Annotated in this window: 16 protein-coding genes and 2 pseudogenes; 10 read left to right on the top strand and 8 right to left on the bottom strand. The window is 40.1% G+C overall.

The annotated features are described in order from the left end of the window. The 3 genes from FBB35_RS05705 to FBB35_RS05695 form a co-directional block, all read right to left on the bottom strand. Nucleotides 1-1,245: a cell wall metabolism sensor histidine kinase WalK gene (locus tag FBB35_RS05705; protein WP_217481690.1), complete on the bottom strand. Its 1,245-nt coding sequence runs from the start codon at nucleotides 1,243-1,245 to the stop codon at nucleotides 1-3. Nucleotides 1,246-1,297: 52 nt separating this feature from the next. After that, the gene (locus FBB35_RS05700; protein ID WP_174708853.1) at nucleotides 1,298-1,975 is read right to left on the bottom strand and encodes a response regulator transcription factor; all 678 of its coding nucleotides are present in this window, start codon (nucleotides 1,973-1,975) and stop codon (nucleotides 1,298-1,300) included. A gap of 379 nt (nucleotides 1,976-2,354) precedes the next feature. Further along, complete coding sequence (locus FBB35_RS05695; RefSeq protein ID WP_254625830.1) at nucleotides 2,355-4,220, bottom strand: glycosyltransferase; 1,866 nt, start codon at nucleotides 4,218-4,220, stop codon at nucleotides 2,355-2,357. 1,011 nt (nucleotides 4,221-5,231) lie between these two features. Here FBB35_RS05695 and FBB35_RS05690 point away from each other — a divergent pair. From FBB35_RS05690 to FBB35_RS05680, 4 genes and pseudogenes are all read left to right on the top strand, one after another. After that, a pseudogene (locus tag FBB35_RS05690) lies at nucleotides 5,232-5,473 on the top strand (energy-coupling factor ABC transporter permease); the annotation flags it as partial. Between the two features lie 27 nt (nucleotides 5,474-5,500). Then, entirely contained in the window at nucleotides 5,501-5,662 is a 162-nt protein-coding gene (locus tag FBB35_RS05685) for a hypothetical protein (RefSeq protein WP_254626022.1), read from the top strand. After that, nucleotides 5,604-5,758: pseudogene (locus FBB35_RS34320) on the top strand (ABC transporter ATP-binding protein); the annotation flags it as partial. The gene FBB35_RS05685 and the pseudogene FBB35_RS34320, both read left to right, overlap by 59 nt. Before the next feature lie 117 nt (nucleotides 5,759-5,875). Beyond that, the gene (locus tag FBB35_RS05680) at nucleotides 5,876-6,352 is read left to right on the top strand and encodes a hypothetical protein (RefSeq protein WP_174708852.1); all 477 of its coding nucleotides are present in this window, start codon (nucleotides 5,876-5,878) and stop codon (nucleotides 6,350-6,352) included. Between the two features lie 47 nt (nucleotides 6,353-6,399). On the opposite strand, the gene FBB35_RS05675 is transcribed toward FBB35_RS05680, so the two are convergent. The 4 genes from FBB35_RS05675 to FBB35_RS05660 form a co-directional block, all read right to left on the bottom strand. After that, the gene (locus FBB35_RS05675; RefSeq protein ID WP_174708851.1) at nucleotides 6,400-7,311 is read right to left on the bottom strand and encodes a metallophosphoesterase; all 912 of its coding nucleotides are present in this window, start codon (nucleotides 7,309-7,311) and stop codon (nucleotides 6,400-6,402) included. A 30-nt stretch (nucleotides 7,312-7,341) separates the two neighbouring features. Then, nucleotides 7,342-7,737 (bottom strand): cupredoxin family copper-binding protein, encoded by a 396-nt coding sequence (locus FBB35_RS05670; RefSeq protein ID WP_174708850.1) that lies wholly within the window; start codon nucleotides 7,735-7,737, stop codon nucleotides 7,342-7,344. A gap of 94 nt (nucleotides 7,738-7,831) precedes the next feature. Beyond that, nucleotides 7,832-8,101 carry a peptidase gene (locus FBB35_RS05665; protein WP_174708849.1) on the bottom strand — a complete coding sequence of 90 codons (270 nt, stop codon included), beginning with the start codon at nucleotides 8,099-8,101 and terminating at the stop codon, nucleotides 7,832-7,834. Nucleotides 8,102-8,111: 10 nt separating this feature from the next. Beyond that, the gene (locus FBB35_RS05660; RefSeq protein ID WP_174708848.1) at nucleotides 8,112-8,462 is read right to left on the bottom strand and encodes a hypothetical protein; all 351 of its coding nucleotides are present in this window, start codon (nucleotides 8,460-8,462) and stop codon (nucleotides 8,112-8,114) included. Nucleotides 8,463-8,830: 368 nt separating this feature from the next. On the opposite strand from FBB35_RS05660, the gene FBB35_RS05655 reads away from it, so the two are divergent. The 6 genes from FBB35_RS05655 to FBB35_RS05630 all read left to right on the top strand — a co-directional run bounded on the left by FBB35_RS05655 (nucleotide 8,831) and on the right by FBB35_RS05630 (nucleotide 16,682). Continuing rightward, nucleotides 8,831-9,442: a sigma-70 family RNA polymerase sigma factor gene (locus FBB35_RS05655; protein WP_254625829.1), complete on the top strand. Its 612-nt coding sequence runs from the start codon at nucleotides 8,831-8,833 to the stop codon at nucleotides 9,440-9,442. 6 nt (nucleotides 9,443-9,448) lie between these two features. Beyond that, entirely contained in the window at nucleotides 9,449-10,222 is a 774-nt protein-coding gene (locus FBB35_RS05650) for an anti-sigma factor (protein WP_174708847.1), read from the top strand. 173 nt (nucleotides 10,223-10,395) lie between these two features. Next, the gene (locus FBB35_RS05645) at nucleotides 10,396-12,312 is read left to right on the top strand and encodes an iron uptake porin (RefSeq protein ID WP_174708846.1); all 1,917 of its coding nucleotides are present in this window, start codon (nucleotides 10,396-10,398) and stop codon (nucleotides 12,310-12,312) included. A 139-nt stretch (nucleotides 12,313-12,451) separates the two neighbouring features. Then, entirely contained in the window at nucleotides 12,452-13,576 is a 1,125-nt protein-coding gene (locus FBB35_RS05640) for a hypothetical protein (RefSeq protein WP_174708845.1), read from the top strand. A gap of 1,026 nt (nucleotides 13,577-14,602) precedes the next feature. Then, entirely contained in the window at nucleotides 14,603-15,259 is a 657-nt protein-coding gene (locus FBB35_RS05635) for a DUF1361 domain-containing protein (RefSeq protein ID WP_174708844.1), read from the top strand. Nucleotides 15,260-15,488: 229 nt separating this feature from the next. Next, entirely contained in the window at nucleotides 15,489-16,682 is a 1,194-nt protein-coding gene (locus FBB35_RS05630) for a hypothetical protein (protein WP_174708843.1), read from the top strand. Nucleotides 16,683-16,914: 232 nt separating this feature from the next. Here the strand turns inward: FBB35_RS05630 and FBB35_RS05625 are convergent, their stop codons facing one another. Continuing rightward, nucleotides 16,915-17,751, bottom strand: a complete 837-nt coding sequence (locus tag FBB35_RS05625) for a hypothetical protein (RefSeq protein WP_174708842.1) — start codon at nucleotides 17,749-17,751, stop codon at nucleotides 16,915-16,917. Nucleotides 17,752-17,757 lie beyond the last annotated feature (6 nt).

Here is a 17,757-nt window from a genome sequence, read left to right as displayed (position 1 = left end):
CTAAGAAGCTAATGGCAAACGTACCTGAAAGCAGCTACCAACACCGATTTCACTGGTGATGGTAATATCTCCTCCATGAGTTCTAGCGATCGCTAATGCAATAGCTAATCCTAAACCTAAGCCTCCCTCTCGCTGATTTCGAGCTTGATCTGCCCTCCAAAAGCGATTAAAAATTAACGGAATGTGTTCTGGAGCAATACCAATACCAGTATCTTGAACATCTATGGCTACAAACCGCTCAAGTTTCACCAGAGAAACTATGACAGTCCCTCCTTTAGGTGTATAGTGCAAGGCATTTTGCAACAGATTAGAAAATAATCGCTTTAGTTGAATAGCTTCACCTTTGATAAAAACTTCGGTTGATATTTCTGACTTGAGAGTAATTTCCTTAGATACTGCTTGCGGTTCCAAAAACTCTACCAAATCCTCTAATAATTCATCTAAAGGAATACTGATCCATGCAATCATTTTAGGACTCGTAACTGCATCAGTTCGAGCTAATAAAAGTAAATCTTCTACTAATCGAGTCATTTGATTACTTGCAGATGATATTGCTTCCAATTTATTTAAATTAGCTGGATGAATTCTGTCTGGATAATTCATAATCACTTCAACCGAAGTTTTAATAATTGTTAAAGGACTACGCAACTCGTGGGAAGCATCGGCAGTAAACTGTTTTAATTGCTGGATACTTTGCTCAATTGGCTGTAAAGATTGTCTTGTTAGCCACCAACCACCTAAGCCGCTAAGAATTATTACAATCAATCCTCCTAACTCAAATCCCCATAAAACTCTGTCTAGTTCTTCTTCTAATTCTTCTGTAGATTCACTTACCCGCACATAGCCTTGAAGCTTTTTTTTTCTTCCAGTTAAACTATGCAGATAAACAGGAATAGTAATACTGCGAATTTTATGATGTTGGCTGATGTCAAAGTTAGCAGTAAAAGACATTCGAGAAATAGTGGTTCCCGCCTTAGCCAATAGCCGAGCATTAGTATCAAACCATTCTACTCCTTGATGATTTTCATGTAAATCTTGCCAAGGAATATCTAAATCTCCATCATCATCATTATCTAAAATTCTAGGAATTTTAGTATTAATTGCTTTTTTGTCAACTGGCGCTGCTATTAAGTTATGAGCAGCTGCATTTGCTAAAGTGATAATTTCACTATCTAATTTTTGATAAAGATTATAAGATAAAAAATGATAAACAATTGTGGTAGCAGTCCCCCAAATTGTTACCATTACACCTAGATATGAAAATAAAAGCCGCCTGCCTAAAGCCTGAAGCATCAATTTAAAAAGTTTGTTTGAGTCGATAACCTAAACCATATATTGTCTCAATAAAATCAACATTAGCTCCAGCAAATTTCAATTTTTGTCTTAAACTCCGAATATGAACCTTGATTGTTTCTTCTCCTGGTGGCTCTTCAAAAGACCAAAGATGTTTCAGAATCTCGTTGCGATTAAACACTTGATGACTGTGACGTAAAAACAATTCTAAAATTCTATATTCTTTGGGAGTCAGATGTACTAGTTGTTCATTGTATGTCACTTCATAACTACTTGGATCTAAACGCAATTTTTCCCACTCAAACACAGGGGGTAAAATAGTAATTCCCCGCCTTAATAAAGCACGAATCCGAGCCATTAGTTCTTGTAAATCAAAGGGTTTGACAACAAAATCATCCGCTCCCGCGTCTAACCCGATTACTTTGTCTGTGCTACTGTCTTTTGCAGTTAGTAACAAAATAGGTGTAGAATAGCCTTCTTGTCGTAGTTGTCTACACAAAGTTATACCATCCAACTTTGGTAACATCAAATCTAACACTATTAACTCATAAGGAAAGGCTTTAGCAAACTCCCATCCTGCTTGACCATCGCTAGCAATATCAACAAGATAATTTTGGTCAATTAGTACTTCTGCAAGTGCTTTTGCAATCCGATATTCATCTTCAACTAAAAGAATTTTCATAACAGTTTTGTCCTGTTAGCAACAAGATTATTGTTTTTCAAAACTGATAAAAGGGGAATAGTGTCGCGTACTTTCTTAACGTGCTTTCTCAATACTACTTTCTGCCTGTAAGCTAATCGGTATTCAAGTTGCATAATCAGGGCGGGCAAGATGCCCACCCCACAAGATATTGAGAAAATTTTAAGATGAGTTCGCCGAAACAACAAATGCGTAGGCATCGCCATAATTGCAACAATTTAGCTTTGTCATGCCAGCGTAACGCACCGCAAATCTTTGGTGGATGAAGTTTTTCCGACTTGTGTGTACACAGCAGCCTTCTAGGAGAGAGACTTTCAATTTGAATTGTTCAGGCTCAACACTCTCCAGTTTATTAACTCTGCTAACAATGATAAAGTTCGTATTCGTAGCCGTCTACGCTTGGCAAAGATGTAGTGTCAGCGACGCATGTTTTGACGGCTTCTGCTACTGGGGCATGAAAGTTTACCGACCACAAATCAAAAGGTCGTGGTAGCGTCTTTAAGGTATTTTCTAGAGCAATGGTGGAAGTATTCGGATCTTGATATTGATGGGCAAGGAGAAACAAAGAATTTTGGGGCGAATTGGCAAGTTTCAACTCCCTAGCTACCCCCATCATTTCCCCAGTGTGTATATAACTTTTGTGAGTAGTGGCAATCAGTACTGGTACTGGGGATACTTGTTGGATGAGTTGCACAAACAGGTCAGGGCGATAATATTTTTGATAGCCGAGATTGCAGATTACTGTGACTGCACTAAAAAATCCCATTAGCCAAATTAACATCACGGCTTTTTTACCGTTTATTCCCCATTTACCTATGCTTCCTATGCCATTTTTCCCTTGTTCTCTTTCCATCAATTCTTGGGGAGGATGCCAACAAACTGCAAGACTTGCACCTAGTGAGACAACGATCGCAGGATAGTAAACAAAGTTATATCTAGCACCTCTAGTTAGGTCAATACCCAAAAAGTACGTAAAGATCAAAAATAAAGCGATCGCACTGATCGCAATTCCAATAAACACCTGAATCATAATCCGGTTTTCTGGATGCTGTAGTTGAATTTTGATCCCACGCAGCAAAATTGGTACTGCCCAAATAAAGAAAGTCAGCATCACTATTCCAGAAGGAATCACCACCAAAGCTTGAGAAGATTCAACTGGTAACAGGGAAATCATTGCAATCAATGTTCCTAAAGCTTGAAAAATTGGGCTTAACCAATCTAGTCCAACGCGCGAACCTCGAATCCACTCGGTTAAAATTCCACGATCTTTATTCTCTAACAAGCTTGGTATCCAAATTAAACCCGCCGCCAAAGTACCTACCGCAACGGCATAAATGCGCCGCCAGGGAGGAGAGAAGAGGAGAGAAAATTTGCTACTAGTTTGCAATTGAAGCCAAGCAAGAGAAATCAAAACTACGGCTTCTGTGTAGAGGGTAAAGGTGAAAAAATAATGAGTAGCAATACCTAAAGCATTAATTGCTACCCAGGAAAGTGCTACCCATATAGGTAAAGGTGTGCGGTTTTGAATATGACGTGTGGCAATTACTAAGCAGGTGAGCGAACCAATCACCCATAAGATTGCCAAAGTGTAATGACGTGCTTCTTGTGCTAAAAATACGGCGTAGGGTGATACTGCGATCATGGCAGCAGCCAATTGTCCCACTAATCGCGAACGAAATGCTACTTTACCTAATATGTAAACACACGGTATTGAGGCAGCACCGAATATAGCAGGTAGCGATCGCGCTGCAAATAGCGATACTAATCCGCCTTCGCTAGGAAACAATTTCATCCACAGGTGAGCCAGCACAAAATACAGTGGAGGGTGACTATCTTGTGTAGCTAAGTTATGAACCACATCACCAATACTAGCTGCTGGGTTTGGTTGGAGTGGTTGTAATAACATATCAGGTGCGATCGCTTGATCTAGGGGTACTGATAAAAAATTGTTACCCAAGCTAAACACCAAGGTGGAAAACTCATCAGTCCAAGGAGACTTTGCTGTCAAGTTGGTTAGGCGTAAGCTAATGCCGATGAGCAACCACATCAAAATCAGCAAAGGGTGAAGCCAGGAAGGGGGGAGACGAGCTTGCCAATAATTATACCAGTGCTTGTGTTGTGAGGCAGAACTATTATCTACAATCTGTACACAAGGGTCAGTAGATGTAGGTAGCAACGAGATAATTTTTTTGTAAAAATAAAATGCACCTTTGAAAATGATTCTCATTGCCGGGCCTTATACAAATGGATTTGTAGATTTGACGTTTGAGATTTAAGTTCGTTCTAAAATCCAAGAACAAAAATCAAAATCTCAAATCCCTCGTTGTGATTATTTAACATTAGTGACGCGCTAGCTAAGTTTCATCCCATTTAGGAAAGGATTCAAACCCCTTGTAAATTAAACCTTCTGCCTTCTTCAACTGGATTTTAAGTTTAACCACTATTTTGTGTTACGTATCAACGCTTACACAATTTTTTATCCCAAAAATTAATCAATACTGTACCATTAAGCCTGCGAAGTCAGCAAATATACAGTTGGTCGAGACTATGTAAAGACTTATTAGATTAGTATATTAGTTATACTAATCTAATAATCTAAAAATATTAGTTGGTTAATAACTATGTATAAGTTAAAAAATACTAGTTTACCAAATTTTAAAATTGGTGGTCAACAAAAAAGTAATGAGTACAGATTAAGAACTAATCGAATTCTGAATCCTGAGTTATTATTGAATTCAGCTAAATTCTCTTGATATTTAGCTATATAGTTAAATAATTTTAGGTCATAGCAATGCTGTGTTGCCAGAAAAAATGTAGTTAAAATCAATGAAACCTACTTTAAATGGGGATTATACTATCAACCATAAAAGCCGTAAAGCAATTCAAAATCCAAAATGTTTGTGTAGCAGTCTCATAGATAAAAAGCACAATACTAGCAAGCTTTTTGGCATTCAGAATGTGCTGATTAAATACATATTAGCTTATTAAAGTCAATAGATTTGCACTTTTACAAGAATTTATCAACATACATAAAAATAAAATTAACAAAAATTAATATTCGCGTAAATTAAGTATACTATTTAGCAGCCATTGGATTGTAAATCTCTCAAAAGTAACAGCATAAAATCCCCCAAGAGGGCATTGTAAAAAAGGTGAAAATTTTGTTTGTTATTAATTTAATGCCTTTGTTTATTGCTGGTATTGAGTAAATAAACATCTAAAAAATACAGGGTAGATCATGCATATTCCTGATGGATTTGTTTCTGTTCCGGTGGCAGGGGCTACTGGTTTAGCCAGTGTAGCAGCACTTTTTATTGCCTTCGAGCGATCGCAAAAAGCTTTTGGTATCCGCCGTGCGCCCATACTGGGATTAACCACTGCCTTCATTTTTACCGCCCAGATGATCAATTTTCCGGTAGCTGGAGGTATTAGTGGTCACTTATTCACTTATTAGGAGGAACCTTAGCCAGTTTTTTACTGCTTCGTTCGCTGGTTTGTCTAGTTACTATGAATAGTTTTTTGTTAACCTTACCGCCCCACAGCTTTGGTATAGCCCTGAAAGGCTTACCCGTACCAGCACCTTTAAAGGAAAACTTGTTGTTAGCTGGGCAATATAGCGCAAGTATTGTTAAAGTTACCAGTGCAGGTGATGTTAATTGCCTTCCATGACCTACATTGGTTAGGTAGAGTTACGCAAGCAATATTCAGCCACTTTTGCAAGATGGTGCTACTTTAGACCAGTTATGTTTGCCCATAGATTGGTAATTTGAGATCGGCGCATGGGAGAGAAGTAGAGTTTAAAAACTAATCTGCTCTTCTCTCTGCCCATTGCCCGTAATATTTAGATACTATATCCTGGATTTTATTGCAGTTGGGGTGTTAATGTCTGTTTTATTTAAAAATACTGTTATTGCTCCTGTTAGCCTGAGTATCGCTTTGTTCGTTACCAGTTGCAGCGAAAATAAAGTTTCTCAGTGCCAGCGACTGATTCGAGTTGTAAATGCCGGAACTTCTCTAATTGATAACAATAAAGGAAGGCAAGTCATCACCAGCATACAACTGTCTAAAGATTTAGAATTTGTGACTAAATCGATTAAGGAACTGAATTTAAAAGATCCCAAGCTGAAGGAATTTCAAAGCGGTTTTGTCAATATTTTTCAGAATCTTAGTCAAGCGATCGCCAAAGCGGGTAGAGCGCTTGGTGCAACCAAGACAGCAGAAGCTTCAGAATCGGGTAGAGAAAAAATCCAAAAGGCTAGAACCGAAATTGACTCAGCACTGACAACAGCTACAACTGTTGGCAAGCAGTCAGACACGTTAGTCAATCAGATGAATAAGTATTGTAGCCAGCCAGAATAATCTATCTGGGGTATTGGGCACGGGGATTATTCCAATACCCCAATACTCTAAGCTAGAGAATGCTGGTCAATTTTGACATCATTACCAGGTATAAATTCTAGTGTGCGAAAACCCAACACAGCCAGTAAATCCTTTTCTGGTAACTTGACTGGCCCTGGTTTTTCAGCTTTTCCTGGCGCAGGTAATGGATAGGCAACAGATGCAGCCGTACTAAATTGAATGTTACCCTCGCTATGTTGAATTACTTGATGAATGTGACCACTGAGGACGGTAACAGAAGAAAAGCGGGATAACAACGACAGTACTTTACCTGAGTCGGCGGTTGCCCAACCCCATTGAGGATAAAGATTATACAAAGGAATATGACTAAAAATAACTATTGGCGTGTCTCCTTTCTGCGCTGCAAGGTCTTTTTCAAGTACATCTAGTTGCGCTTGACCGAGTTTCCCTTGGCCAGTTTCCCCAAATTCCAGCACATTGGTTAGAGAAATCAAATGCACGCCATTATAGTCCCATATTTGCAAACCTTCTCTTTTATCTTTTTGGCTGAATGCTTCTCCATAAGCTTTCCCCCTGTCTCCGATAGTGTCATGTTCGCCAGGGAGGGTAAACAGTGGTGCTTTCAATTGGGAAAGAAATTGTTTTGCCGCGTCAAATTCCTCCGGTTTGGAAAGGTGCGTGATGTCTCCAGTATGAACAATGAATGCTGGTGGTGTGGGTAGTGAATTGATGGCGTTGATGGTTTGTTGCAGACTGGTAGTAACGTGTGGGTTAGCTTCCTTATTGAAACCTAGATGTGTGTCGCTAATTTGCACAAATGATAAGGATGCAGAATTTGCCAATTTCTTACCTTGCGAATCTCCAACCGAACAGGATTCAAGTAAACCATTTCCCCCCACTACCCACAGAATACCAAGACCAGTCCAGCCAACGTGTTCAATAAACTTTCTCCGTCTCATTTTGTTTTCCTATTTGAAGTTAAATTTGTTTTACTTTTTACTTGTGTTGACAGTAATTTTTCCTTGCATGTAGGGATGAATAGAACACAAATAAGGGAAACTTCCTGGCTGCGTAAAGGTGTGTTTCCAAACTTGGGCAGTATCCAGTCCCTTAGAATCAAAAGAGCCATCTTTGGCGGTAATTGTATGTGGTTCTTCGTCTTGGTTGACAAACTGCACGGTCTCTCCAGCAGCTATATTGAGGTTTTCCGGTAGGTATTTGAAATTGAGAATTTTGACGGTAGGATTTGTGCTATTGGCGGTAATTTCCTGTGGCTGGGGTGTAGGTATTACAGATTGTCGATTGGGGGTACAGGATGACAAAGAAAACACAATTACCAGAATTGTAGAAACCAGTCCTAGAAGCAAGTAAGAAATATATTTCATATAGCCGTAGACCCAAAATTTATTAAGGAATCGCACCAGACGACGCACAAATACAACAAATAAAAAGAGGCAATTTTTGGCTATTCAGTACTTGTTATGACTTACGCCGTTGAGAAAATAAACCCGTCATATTTAGTCCGGTGGCAATTAAACTCAGCAATCCCAATCCGTTGAAGACGGGTAAAATTGCTGAGAGTCCCAAAAATTTAAACGTATGAATTTTGAGGAGAAATCCCACTAAATTTGCTTGATGCAACCACTCATCCGCAACTGTCATGGCAATACCTGTAACTGCGGTGATAATTAGTGGTAAGCAGATTGTAAGTGCAATCATTCGGTGATATTTGCGGAAGACTAATCTCATGATCAAATTCCTAATCTGCTTCTAAGGCTTGTAGTTGTGCTTCTAGTGCGCTTAAATACCCTTGGTCGGATAGAGTTTCCTCTGGTAATAGCTTTACCTTCACTGCACTTTGAACAATATCTTTAGCTGTTACCATTCCCGACTGATGCGCGTTCAACAAAGCATTCCCACTCTTGATACCTACATTTTGCAAGTAGCCGCGTTCAGCCATAAAAGCCAGATTAAAAGGATTGATTTTACTGGCTTTGCCACTGTTTACCACGACTGAATTATATGTGATTGGGATTTGTGCTTGAGCAGTGGTTGCTAGTACAGGAGATATTAACAAAGCTGATAAAATTGGGAGAATATAACGTTGCATAGTTCTACCTCGTTAATAGAGTTGTTGGGATAAAGCAATGAAAGCAGGTAGGTAAAACCTACCCAACTTGTTTTCATGTGGGTAATATGTGAGTGATAAAGGCTGTTTTAGTAGAGATACAATTAAATAGTGTGCGCGGTTTTTATTTGAGAAAAACTCACACGCTATGAACGGCATTCTATCTCTTCAATCAAGCATGACCGAAATAAATAATTGTGTGGGTTAGTGTTCGCTTCTATTCCAATAACGAACAAGATGATAATTTGGATTTAACCTCAATCCAAAATCTAAAATCTAAAATCTAAAATCCAATTGCTTTCATCAATCGTTATAGAAATAGAAATAAAACCTCTGCCATTGCCAACCAAATGGTATACCTAATATTAACCGAGGCATATTCATACCCTAGCATGGAGTCACATTCTCCCCCGCACCAGACAGATACAGAGTTGCTCCACGCCCTGAAAGCAAAACAGCCTGGAGCGTTAGGTATTATTTATGACCGCTATGGAAAAATTGTCTACGGAATTGCACTGAAAGTATTGCAAAACCCGCAGGAAGCGGAGGATTTAACACAGGAGATTTTTCTGGCTTTGTGGCGCAATGCGACTGTGAATTCCAACCATAGTCATTTCCTGCGTTATCTGATAGCGATGACGCGCTCAAGAGCAATAGATAAAATCCGCTCTCGGAGTCGCATCCTTAATCTCTTGCACCGCTTTGGGCAAACAGTCACCGCCGAAACCCTCTCTCCAACTCCGGTTGAGCAAGCTGAGTTAACAGAGCGCTCTCTTGCCGTTCGCTCTGCCCTTACCCAACTGCTAGACAACCAACGTCAGGTTATAGAGATGGCTTATGATGCTGGACTTAGCCAGTCGGAGATTGCTCAACAACTAAATGTGCCATTAGGAACAGTGAAAACTTGGACGCGCCAAGGACTGCTGAAGCTAAAACAAATATTACTTGATGCTATTGATTAGTTACCTATGACTGCACCAGAAAATTCTCAATATGTACAACAGTTAGCAGCAGGCTATATCGTGGGTGAACTGGCTCCTGATGAAGCTCTTAAGTTTCAGCAGATGCTCGCAGAAAATCCATCCTTGGCGGTGGAAGTAGAGCAGTTACAGCAAGTATTAGATGAAGTGCTTTATGGTTTAAATGCTGTTGAGCCGCCACCGCATTTGCGTGCAGCTATCCTTAGCAATTTATTGGACGCAGAGACTGAAAATCTTTCCACATCCCAACGTCGTCCAGTCAGCGCTTTTCCCCATAGTCTCTCCTGGCGCAAAATCATCGGCAGTGTCGCGGCACTATTAATTTTGTATTTGGGAATAGATAACTACCACTTGCGTACAGAATTGCAGGTAGCTGATAATCTCAAAACACTTCTGCAACAAAAAGCAACCCGCCTGTTTCCCTTAAGGGGTGTGAATGTAGCAGAAGCAGCAAGCGGCAGTTTTGTGCTGAATCTGGAACAGCAAACAGGTGTCATTGCGGTTCAAAATGTTCCCCCTCCGCCTGTTGGAAGTGTTTACCGACTTTGGGCAGTTGTTGAGGGCGAAAAAATCCCATGCGGACAGCTTCGTGCTAATACACAGGGTAAAATTGTCGAAAAATTTGCGATGCCTGCTGATTTCTATGATGCAGGGGTATCAGAAATGTTTGTGACCCTGGAGACATCCACAGACTATCGGTATCCACTCGGGCCAGTAATCATGAAGAGTTCTTTTACCTTTGGTGATAGCAGCAAGGGGTAAGTTCATGTGAGTCAGAAAAAGCACTTGCAGGATATTTAGCAAAGGATTCCATCGACACTGCGATCGCTTCTCCAGACAATAGTAACTTTTATCACTCTTTTTTTCAAAAATTTCCTGATATACACTAACTTTTTCTGTCAAAAGAAGTATTGGTGCAAGTCAAATGAAATACCATGAGTGATATGAGTCTACTGATGGCGGGTGTGCTAGCAACAGCGCCAATCTCTGTCCTTAATTTACCAGAACAGCCTGTAATCACGCCAGATAATCTGGTGCAGCAGTCAACACAAGAAAATTTATCTCAAGTTGTTTCGCCTGCTGAAATTACACCACCTGAATTTGTGCAGCCAGATATAACTACTTCATCCGCTATAAAGCATAAGTACGAAAATATACTTAAAAAAAGCAGAGAAAAAATTCAATTTATAAATTCCCCTAATTTATCTGAGTTAAAAAATACTCAACCTGTAATAGAAGTTGTACAGAACCAGGAAAACACAGAAGAATTCTCTCTATTTTCTCAGCCTCCAGACTCAGACAACCAAATGTCTCAAGTCACATCGGTGTCACAACTTAAAGATGTGCAACCTTCCGACTGGGCTTTTGATGCTTTGCAATCTCTAATAGAACGCTATGGCTGCATTGCGGGATACCACGATGGGAATTATCTGGGAAACCGCACCATCAGCCGTTATGAATTTGCGGCTGGTTTAAACGCTTGTTTAGAGAAGATTAACGAAGCGATGCCTGCGGTGGTCACTGAGCGCAGCCGAAGTGCGGGCTACGCCTACGCTAATAATAAAATTAATACTGTTAATAGTGAAGATTTAATCCTGCTGCAAAGGTTGCAAAGCGAATTCAAAGCAGAGTTGCAGCAATTACAGCAGCGTGTTGAGACTGTAGAAAACCGGACTACTGAATTACAAGCCAATCAGTTTTCTACAACAACCAGATTATTTGGTCAAGCCGTTTTTAGCGTTCAGGGAACCAATAGCCCTGATGTGGATTTGTTTCCTAGAGATGGAGTCCCTGAACGTCAGGGAAAAACCAATCTGACTTTCACAAGTAGCACCCAACTAACCTTAGCAACTTCATTTACAGGACGAGATTTGCTGTTAACAGGGTTGTCTGCGGGTAATTTAGGTTCTAATGCAGCGTTGCTATCTACCAATATGGGGCGGTTGGGTTTCGAGTCAAATACAAATAACAATCTAGTTGTTAGTGACTTATCTTATCGATTTCTCGTCTCGGATAACTTGGGAATTGTCGTAGGTACGGCGGGAGTCAACCCTATCAACACCTTTCGCGGTATTAGTCCTCTAGAAGGTTCTAGCGACGGTGCAATTTCTCTATTTGGTCAGCGTAACCCGATTTTAAGTATTGGAAACGGCACTGGCGGTATAGGCTTTGATTGGCAAATTAGCGATCGCATCAGTTTGCAAGGCGTTTATAGTACAGAAATCCCTAGTTTTTCTGGCAATATCAACCAGGGCGGACTATTCGGCGGTAGATTTACTGCTGGCGCTCAGTTAAGTTTAGGACCCACCAATAATATCGATATCGGCGTACATTATCTTTATTCCCACTCCCCAGATGGCTTATTAGGAAGTGGTATCGGTGATTCGCAACTGATTTCGCCTTTTGCAGATGCAACAGCTTTTGATACCCAAGCCATTGGCGCTACCGTTGCTTGGCGAATCAACCCTAACTTGCAATTGGGCGGTTGGGGTGGCTTTACTTCTTCCAAACCATTCAACCTTCCTGGAAGTGTAGAAACTACAAACTGGATGGTGTTCGCGGCCTTTCCCAATTTGCTGCGTCCTGGAAATTTAGGGGGCGTTCTCGTCGGACAACAGCCCAAAATTACTTCCAGTACTTTACCCGATGGCTTCAATTTTCCCAAGTTTTCTGATGGGGGAACAGCAGGTGGACGTAGTGACACATCAATTCACGTAGAACTTTTTTACTGCGCCCAACTGAGTGATAATATCGCCCTAACTCCAGGCTTATTCGTCATTTTCAATCCCGATCACAATGCTGTTAACGATACTTTAGTCGTTGGAGCATTAAGAGCAACTTTCCGGTTTTAATTTTGTACTGATGTAAATGTAATAAAATACGCTATTTTCATACTGCCTTATTCAGTACGAAATGCTTTCATCAACCGATGGGAGCAAGGATCGCCCGTGCGTATTTTTTTTGATATGTGATTAAAGGAGCAAATTTTTTATGAAATTACATTCATCAACTAAGTTAGGTTGTGTTGTTCTTAGCAGCAGTACTTTAGCCGCAGTCATCATCGCCTCATCTGGAACAAGTGCTTTTGCTCAAATCACTATTCAAAGCACTGGTACATTATCAGGTACTATCCAGCTTCCCAGCATTAATCCTAATTTCAATGGCAGTACGACTCGTGTTGATACAGATGACGCGGGGACTTACTCACGGAATTTAGGTACTAAGAACAATCCTAATTACGTTCCTGTATACAAGTCAGACTATGTGAAGGTACAAACACGCTCTGATGGTAGTCTGCATTATTTTGTTGACTTTAAAGGCATTCCAATTGTCTCCTTTAATGGCGTTCTGAATTCGCCGATTCTCTCTGGCGGTGAGTTAACACCCTATAAATACCAGGGAAGATTAGCAGGAACCACATTTCAAGGAGTAGTTCAGGATGAATTTAATCTCACAAAAGCCTTATACACTGGTACTGTCACCGATCCAAACACCGGAAATCAATATCAGGGAACCTTTGAAGTGAGTGGATATGGAGTGCGATATAGCGATCGCAATGGTGGCGCAACCCCCACTGTCTTTGATTTCAAGTCCGATATCCCAGGTTCGCCAAAGGTGACTTCTTTGGAAATGACTAACTCCCCCTTGGCGAGGATAACCATCAAAGTACCTGCAAATGCAACTCTCATAACTCCCACACCAGTTGGTGGTAGTACGCCAACTCCAGCACCAGTAGTTAGCGGGGGTAGTACATCCACTCTCCCAACCATAGTTAATGGTGGAAGTGAATTCACTGCTACACCAGTAGTTAATGGTGGAAGTGAATTCACTATTACACCAATAGTTGATGGTGGAAATGAATTCACTGCTACACCAATAGTTAATGGTGGAAGTGCGATCGCTTCCCCGACACCTACAAGAAGTAATTCTCCGTCACTTTCTACTACACCTAATATGGAATTCAGTAGTGGTAATTCGCTGGAGGTCAATCAAGTAGTGGTTAACCCTGCAACCCTTACTCAAGCTGCTTGTTCACAGGATTCTAGCAATAGCTGTACCACACCAGCTTCACCCAAACAAGCGATCGGCCCCCGTAGTCGAGTGCTAGTACGTTAGTGATTTGAGAGCTTCTTTTACCCCCCTTTTTTAGCTACGGTGTACACACATCTTAGTAATGAAGCACAAATCCCAGATTTACCCCCCTTAATCCCCCTTTATAAGGGCAGGGCTGTTTCATTCCCCAAAGAGCTTTAAAAATCAAGGGTTCTAGCAATTAAAAATTGATTATTTTGTTACTAGCGTGCCGAGAAGATACACTGTTTTACTGATATTTAAGTGCTTAAATGTTCATCTTATCGTCACGCTTACTTACAATTTTCTCGCTAACCATCTTGACAAATCCCGTTTGAAATGGAATGAAGCAGCCCTGGGAGTTAGAGGGGGTCAGAAAGACTTGTGTCTCCACCGTAGTTTTTTTAAGGGGGGTTGGTAGGGTAGTTTTATACAAGCAGAGAAAATACTAAAACTGAGTTTCAAAGCCTCTCTCGAAACAGAGAAAGATTTGGAGAGGGGTAAGGATTATATCACAAAATGAGAAATCAAGACTTATGTATTTTTTTCTTCGTATGAAACCACCCCTTTTTTCAAGGTAATCAAAAGCCTGTGAAACGACTCTAGAAGACTTGTCTGTACAGCATAGCCTTGAGTTTGGGGATGTGGTATTGGCAAAAGTTTTAAGGTGCTTCTGGAACTCTAGCAGGACAAAATGAAATTAATATAATAGTCAGGACAGGGACGACATTGTAATTAAAATAGTCCACTAAAAGTTAATCGTGGCGTTTTAGTTGCTTAGGCTTTGTCTCAGTGGTAGATTTTACCCTGATGATTTTCTGGCTATACTAGTGATTTAAGCTGATTGATTGATAAATTTCATCCCCCAGTATGAAAAACATAAAAACTATAAATTTCAGACATAATATTAAGTGTGCATTTCCTTTTAAGTGACACAAAAGCCTTGTCTGCTCTTAGAGTAAATAAATTTCCTTGGTGGTAAAAATTTTTCATCAGTCAATCACTGAGGTTATTAACACTAACATTACAGAGTCAATCTAGAACAATCAAACATCTTCTAAGTTAGCACCTATGAAAGAAGAATTGATAGCCAGAATTATACAAGTATTGCAAATTAATATGAGTTGGATGACTTGGAATTTATTTCTGGCTTTTATACCTTTGGCTTTGAGTGTGTGGCTATTTCGCATGAGGCGCGGTGGCACTTGGCTTTGGTGGCTAGGATTCTTAGTTTTCTATGCTTTCTTACCAAATGCACCCTATTTGTTGACCGATGTAATCCACTTGATAGATGATATCCGCACAATTCAATCTGTGTGGATGATTACTTTAATACTCATACCTCTGTATTTGCTAGTAATTCTCGGTGGATTTGAAGCTTACGTAATATCGTTAATTAATTGGGGTTACTACTTACATCGCATTGGCAAGAGCCAATGGATTTGGCGCGTTGAGTTAATTACACATTTTCTCTGCGCTGTTGGTGTTTATTGGGGGCGATTTTTACGTTTTAACAGTTGGGATTTTATTACTCAACCCGATGCCGTACTTACTAAAGGAGTAGAAGAAATTTTAGGAAAACAACCCTTAGTAATTATTGCTATCACCTTTGTGGTACTTGCAGGTTTGTACTGGATTATGAAACGAGTAACTTTAGGTCTTAGCAAGCCAGGTAGTAGAATCGGGATCAAGTCAGAAAGCACTAACTCTAACACGCCAAACATTTAATGTTCGTGGCAATTTCAGATTTTAAATTTGGGGTTTTAATTAGTAATTCCCTTGATGAATATTGCCTATCAAAAGAAAGATGCAACTAAACCATCCTTAAGGTGAAATAAACTCAGAAGCAAACGGTTGGACTTTGACCAACACCATCTGAAAATAGCGTCCTATCAGATCGTTGACTATCGATGGTCTGATCTGATGTTTTTAATCGCCTTGATCGGAGGGATATATTATGGAATTAATCTCTAGAGAAGAAATAAAGACATTAATAGAACAGCCAAAAGGAAATTGCGTTTCGATTTATATGCCAACGCAACCAGCCGGGTCAGAAGTGCGACAAAACCCAATTCGCTTTAAAAATTTGGTCAAGGAAGCGGAGGCTCGTTTAATTGATGCGGGTTTGGAGGAGAAAGATGCGATCGCATTGTTGGAAAAATCCCATGAAATTGATACCCAAGAGTTTTGGGAGCAAAAGGGAGAACCAGGGTTAGCGATTTTTATTTCTGAAAATATTTTTCGCTATTATCCTCTGCCAATTGATTTTCAAGAGTTGGTTGTGGTTACAGACCGATTTCACATCAAGCCACTGCTGCCAATTTTAAATGGCAATGGTCGCTTTTATATGCTGGCGTTGAGCCAAAAAGATGTCAGATTCTTTGAAGGAACACGCTACAGCGTCAAAGAGGTGGAAGTAGAAAATCTCCCTAAAAGTAGAGATGAAGCTCTGCAAATAGACGAGACTACCCAAGAAGGTGAGTTCCACCTCGCACCATCAAAAGGAGGAACCACTAATCCTTTTTCACAGTCAGGCACATTTCACGGTCAGGGAAGTCCTGACAGAGATAAACAACAAGAATACATACTACAATTCTTTCAGATTATCGATCGCGCATTACACGAGAAACTGCAATGCCTTCGGCGAGCTTCGCTAACGCAAAAGGCTCCTTTGGTACTAGCTGGGGTAGAGTATCTCTTGCCTTTATATAGACAGGCAAATACTTACCAACATTTGATGGATGAAGCTATTACTGGTAATCCAGAAATTCTCAGTGCCCAAGAGTTACATGACCAAGCTTGGCCGATTGTCGAGGCTGATTTCCAGAAGTCTCAAGAAGAGTTTTTGGAGCAATTTCACGAATTGTTTGGTGGTGGTACTGGTAAAGCATCTAACAACCTGAAAGAAATTGTCTCAGCAGCTTATTACCAACGAGTGGATTCATTATTAGTTGCAGTTGGTCAGCAACAGTGGGGTTTATTCGATCCAACCTCAGAAACGGTTTATTTGCACCCAGAAAAAGAAACTGGTGATGAAGATTTGTTGGATTTTGTTGCTGCTCATACCTTATTAAATGGTGGCACGGTTTATGCTGTTCCTCCAGAACAGGTTCCATATAGCACACCTGTTGTAGCAATCTATCGATATTGAACAAACATTTTTTACTCACTTAATACTGGGTTGTGAGTGAGTAAAAAATAGTACCCAGAAAATATGTACTAGGTACAAGCCCTGCGCCTTGTGGGTGGTCTTTTTACTCAGTACTCAGCACTCAGCACTTTTCATGGTGTTGTATAAAGGTGAATGTGCCATGTACAACACCAACAATGATTACTATTCGCTGCTTTAGGGACGTTTGAAAAGTATTTTGTCTGGAAGCCCCTTATGGATTTAATTTAATTGGGAAACTAGGATGAATCGGTAAATTAGGATTAATCGTGATACTAGGAACTACTTTAATCAGGCGAGAAACAGTGATATCAATCAGCTTATCTTGATTTGGGGCACTATGTCCTCCTTGTGATTGTCCAACGGAACATAAGTCATTTTTATTCGGTACGAATAACCAGCTAGAAGGAGAGCAATTTATCCAAAAGTGTCTGATCATTTGAATTCTTGCTGTTGCCACAAACTCTCCCAGATTATTATAGGTTATGGGGCCACTAGCAATTAAATATTGAGCAGAAGTAGGGGAAGGAGGCTCATCTGTTGGGCCTGCGTGTGAAAATTGTTTTACTATTGTTTGTGGATTTGATGAAATGCCGGAGTTAAATGTCACCTTATTATTCGTAAAAATTGTTGAGCTAGGATATAAAATTGGCCATGTGGTACCAGCACCAACATGAGGAACATACTTTGTACCATTTTCTTGATAGGATGCAGGTAAGAAGTATTGAGGACCAATAAAAAAGTTTACCGACTCTCCTGATTTCATAACTAATGGATTGGGAGGAGAAGAAGTTCCACCGTATTGAGCTTCAAGTCTTGGGTTTAATAATGGTCTATTTTCTCTTGGCATAAGATTTAGAGCTTCATAAACATCAATATCCAAGCACGTCTTTGTTGAAGCACCAGGGCAACTATTAGTTTTTTGAGCTACAGCTTTTGAAGTTTGTGAATTTGTCCATGAATCCCAAGTTACAATTGCTGCTGTCAGACTAGCAATGGAAATACAAGCCAAAATTGCTGTTGTAATAAATACGAGAATCTTTTTCTTCATAAATTC

The sequence above is a fragment of the Nostoc sp. TCL240-02 genome, assembly GCF_013343235.1.
Classification (GTDB): domain Bacteria; phylum Cyanobacteriota; class Cyanobacteriia; order Cyanobacteriales; family Nostocaceae; genus Nostoc.
Note: the sequence above shows the minus strand (reverse complement) of the source record. Positions and strands in the feature narration are given on the sequence as shown.

Bases quoted from the DNA above. Each gene is read 5' to 3' on its own strand.
- FBB35_RS05625 (WP_174708842.1), bottom strand. From the start codon at position 17,751: ATGAAGAAAAAGATTCTCGTATTTATTACAACAGCAATTTTGGCTTGT.
- FBB35_RS05640 (WP_174708845.1), top strand. From the start codon at position 12,452: ATGAAATTACATTCATCAACTAAGTTAGGTTGTGTTGTTCTTAGCAGC.
- FBB35_RS05660 (WP_174708848.1), bottom strand. From the start codon at position 8,462: ATGCAACGTTATATTCTCCCAATTTTATCAGCTTTGTTAATATCTCCT.
- FBB35_RS05650 (WP_174708847.1), top strand. From the start codon at position 9,449: ATGACTGCACCAGAAAATTCTCAATATGTACAACAGTTAGCAGCAGGC.
- FBB35_RS05700 (WP_174708853.1), bottom strand. From the start codon at position 1,975: ATGAAAATTCTTTTAGTTGAAGATGAATATCGGATTGCAAAAGCACTT.
- FBB35_RS05635 (WP_174708844.1), top strand. From the start codon at position 14,603: ATGAAAGAAGAATTGATAGCCAGAATTATACAAGTATTGCAAATTAAT.
- FBB35_RS05685 (WP_254626022.1), top strand. From the start codon at position 5,501: ATGAATAGTTTTTTGTTAACCTTACCGCCCCACAGCTTTGGTATAGCC.
- FBB35_RS05675 (WP_174708851.1), bottom strand. From the start codon at position 7,311: ATGAGACGGAGAAAGTTTATTGAACACGTTGGCTGGACTGGTCTTGGT.
- FBB35_RS05670 (WP_174708850.1), bottom strand. From the start codon at position 7,737: ATGAAATATATTTCTTACTTGCTTCTAGGACTGGTTTCTACAATTCTG.
- FBB35_RS05645 (WP_174708846.1), top strand. From the start codon at position 10,396: ATGAGTGATATGAGTCTACTGATGGCGGGTGTGCTAGCAACAGCGCCA.
- FBB35_RS05695 (WP_254625830.1), bottom strand. From the start codon at position 4,220: ATGAGAATCATTTTCAAAGGTGCATTTTATTTTTACAAAAAAATTATC.
- FBB35_RS05630 (WP_174708843.1), top strand. From the start codon at position 15,489: ATGGAATTAATCTCTAGAGAAGAAATAAAGACATTAATAGAACAGCCA.
- FBB35_RS05665 (WP_174708849.1), bottom strand. From the start codon at position 8,101: ATGAGATTAGTCTTCCGCAAATATCACCGAATGATTGCACTTACAATC.
- FBB35_RS05680 (WP_174708852.1), top strand. From the start codon at position 5,876: ATGTCTGTTTTATTTAAAAATACTGTTATTGCTCCTGTTAGCCTGAGT.
- FBB35_RS05705 (WP_217481690.1), bottom strand. From the start codon at position 1,245: ATGGTAACAATTTGGGGGACTGCTACCACAATTGTTTATCATTTTTTA.
- FBB35_RS05655 (WP_254625829.1), top strand. From the start codon at position 8,831: ATGGTATACCTAATATTAACCGAGGCATATTCATACCCTAGCATGGAG.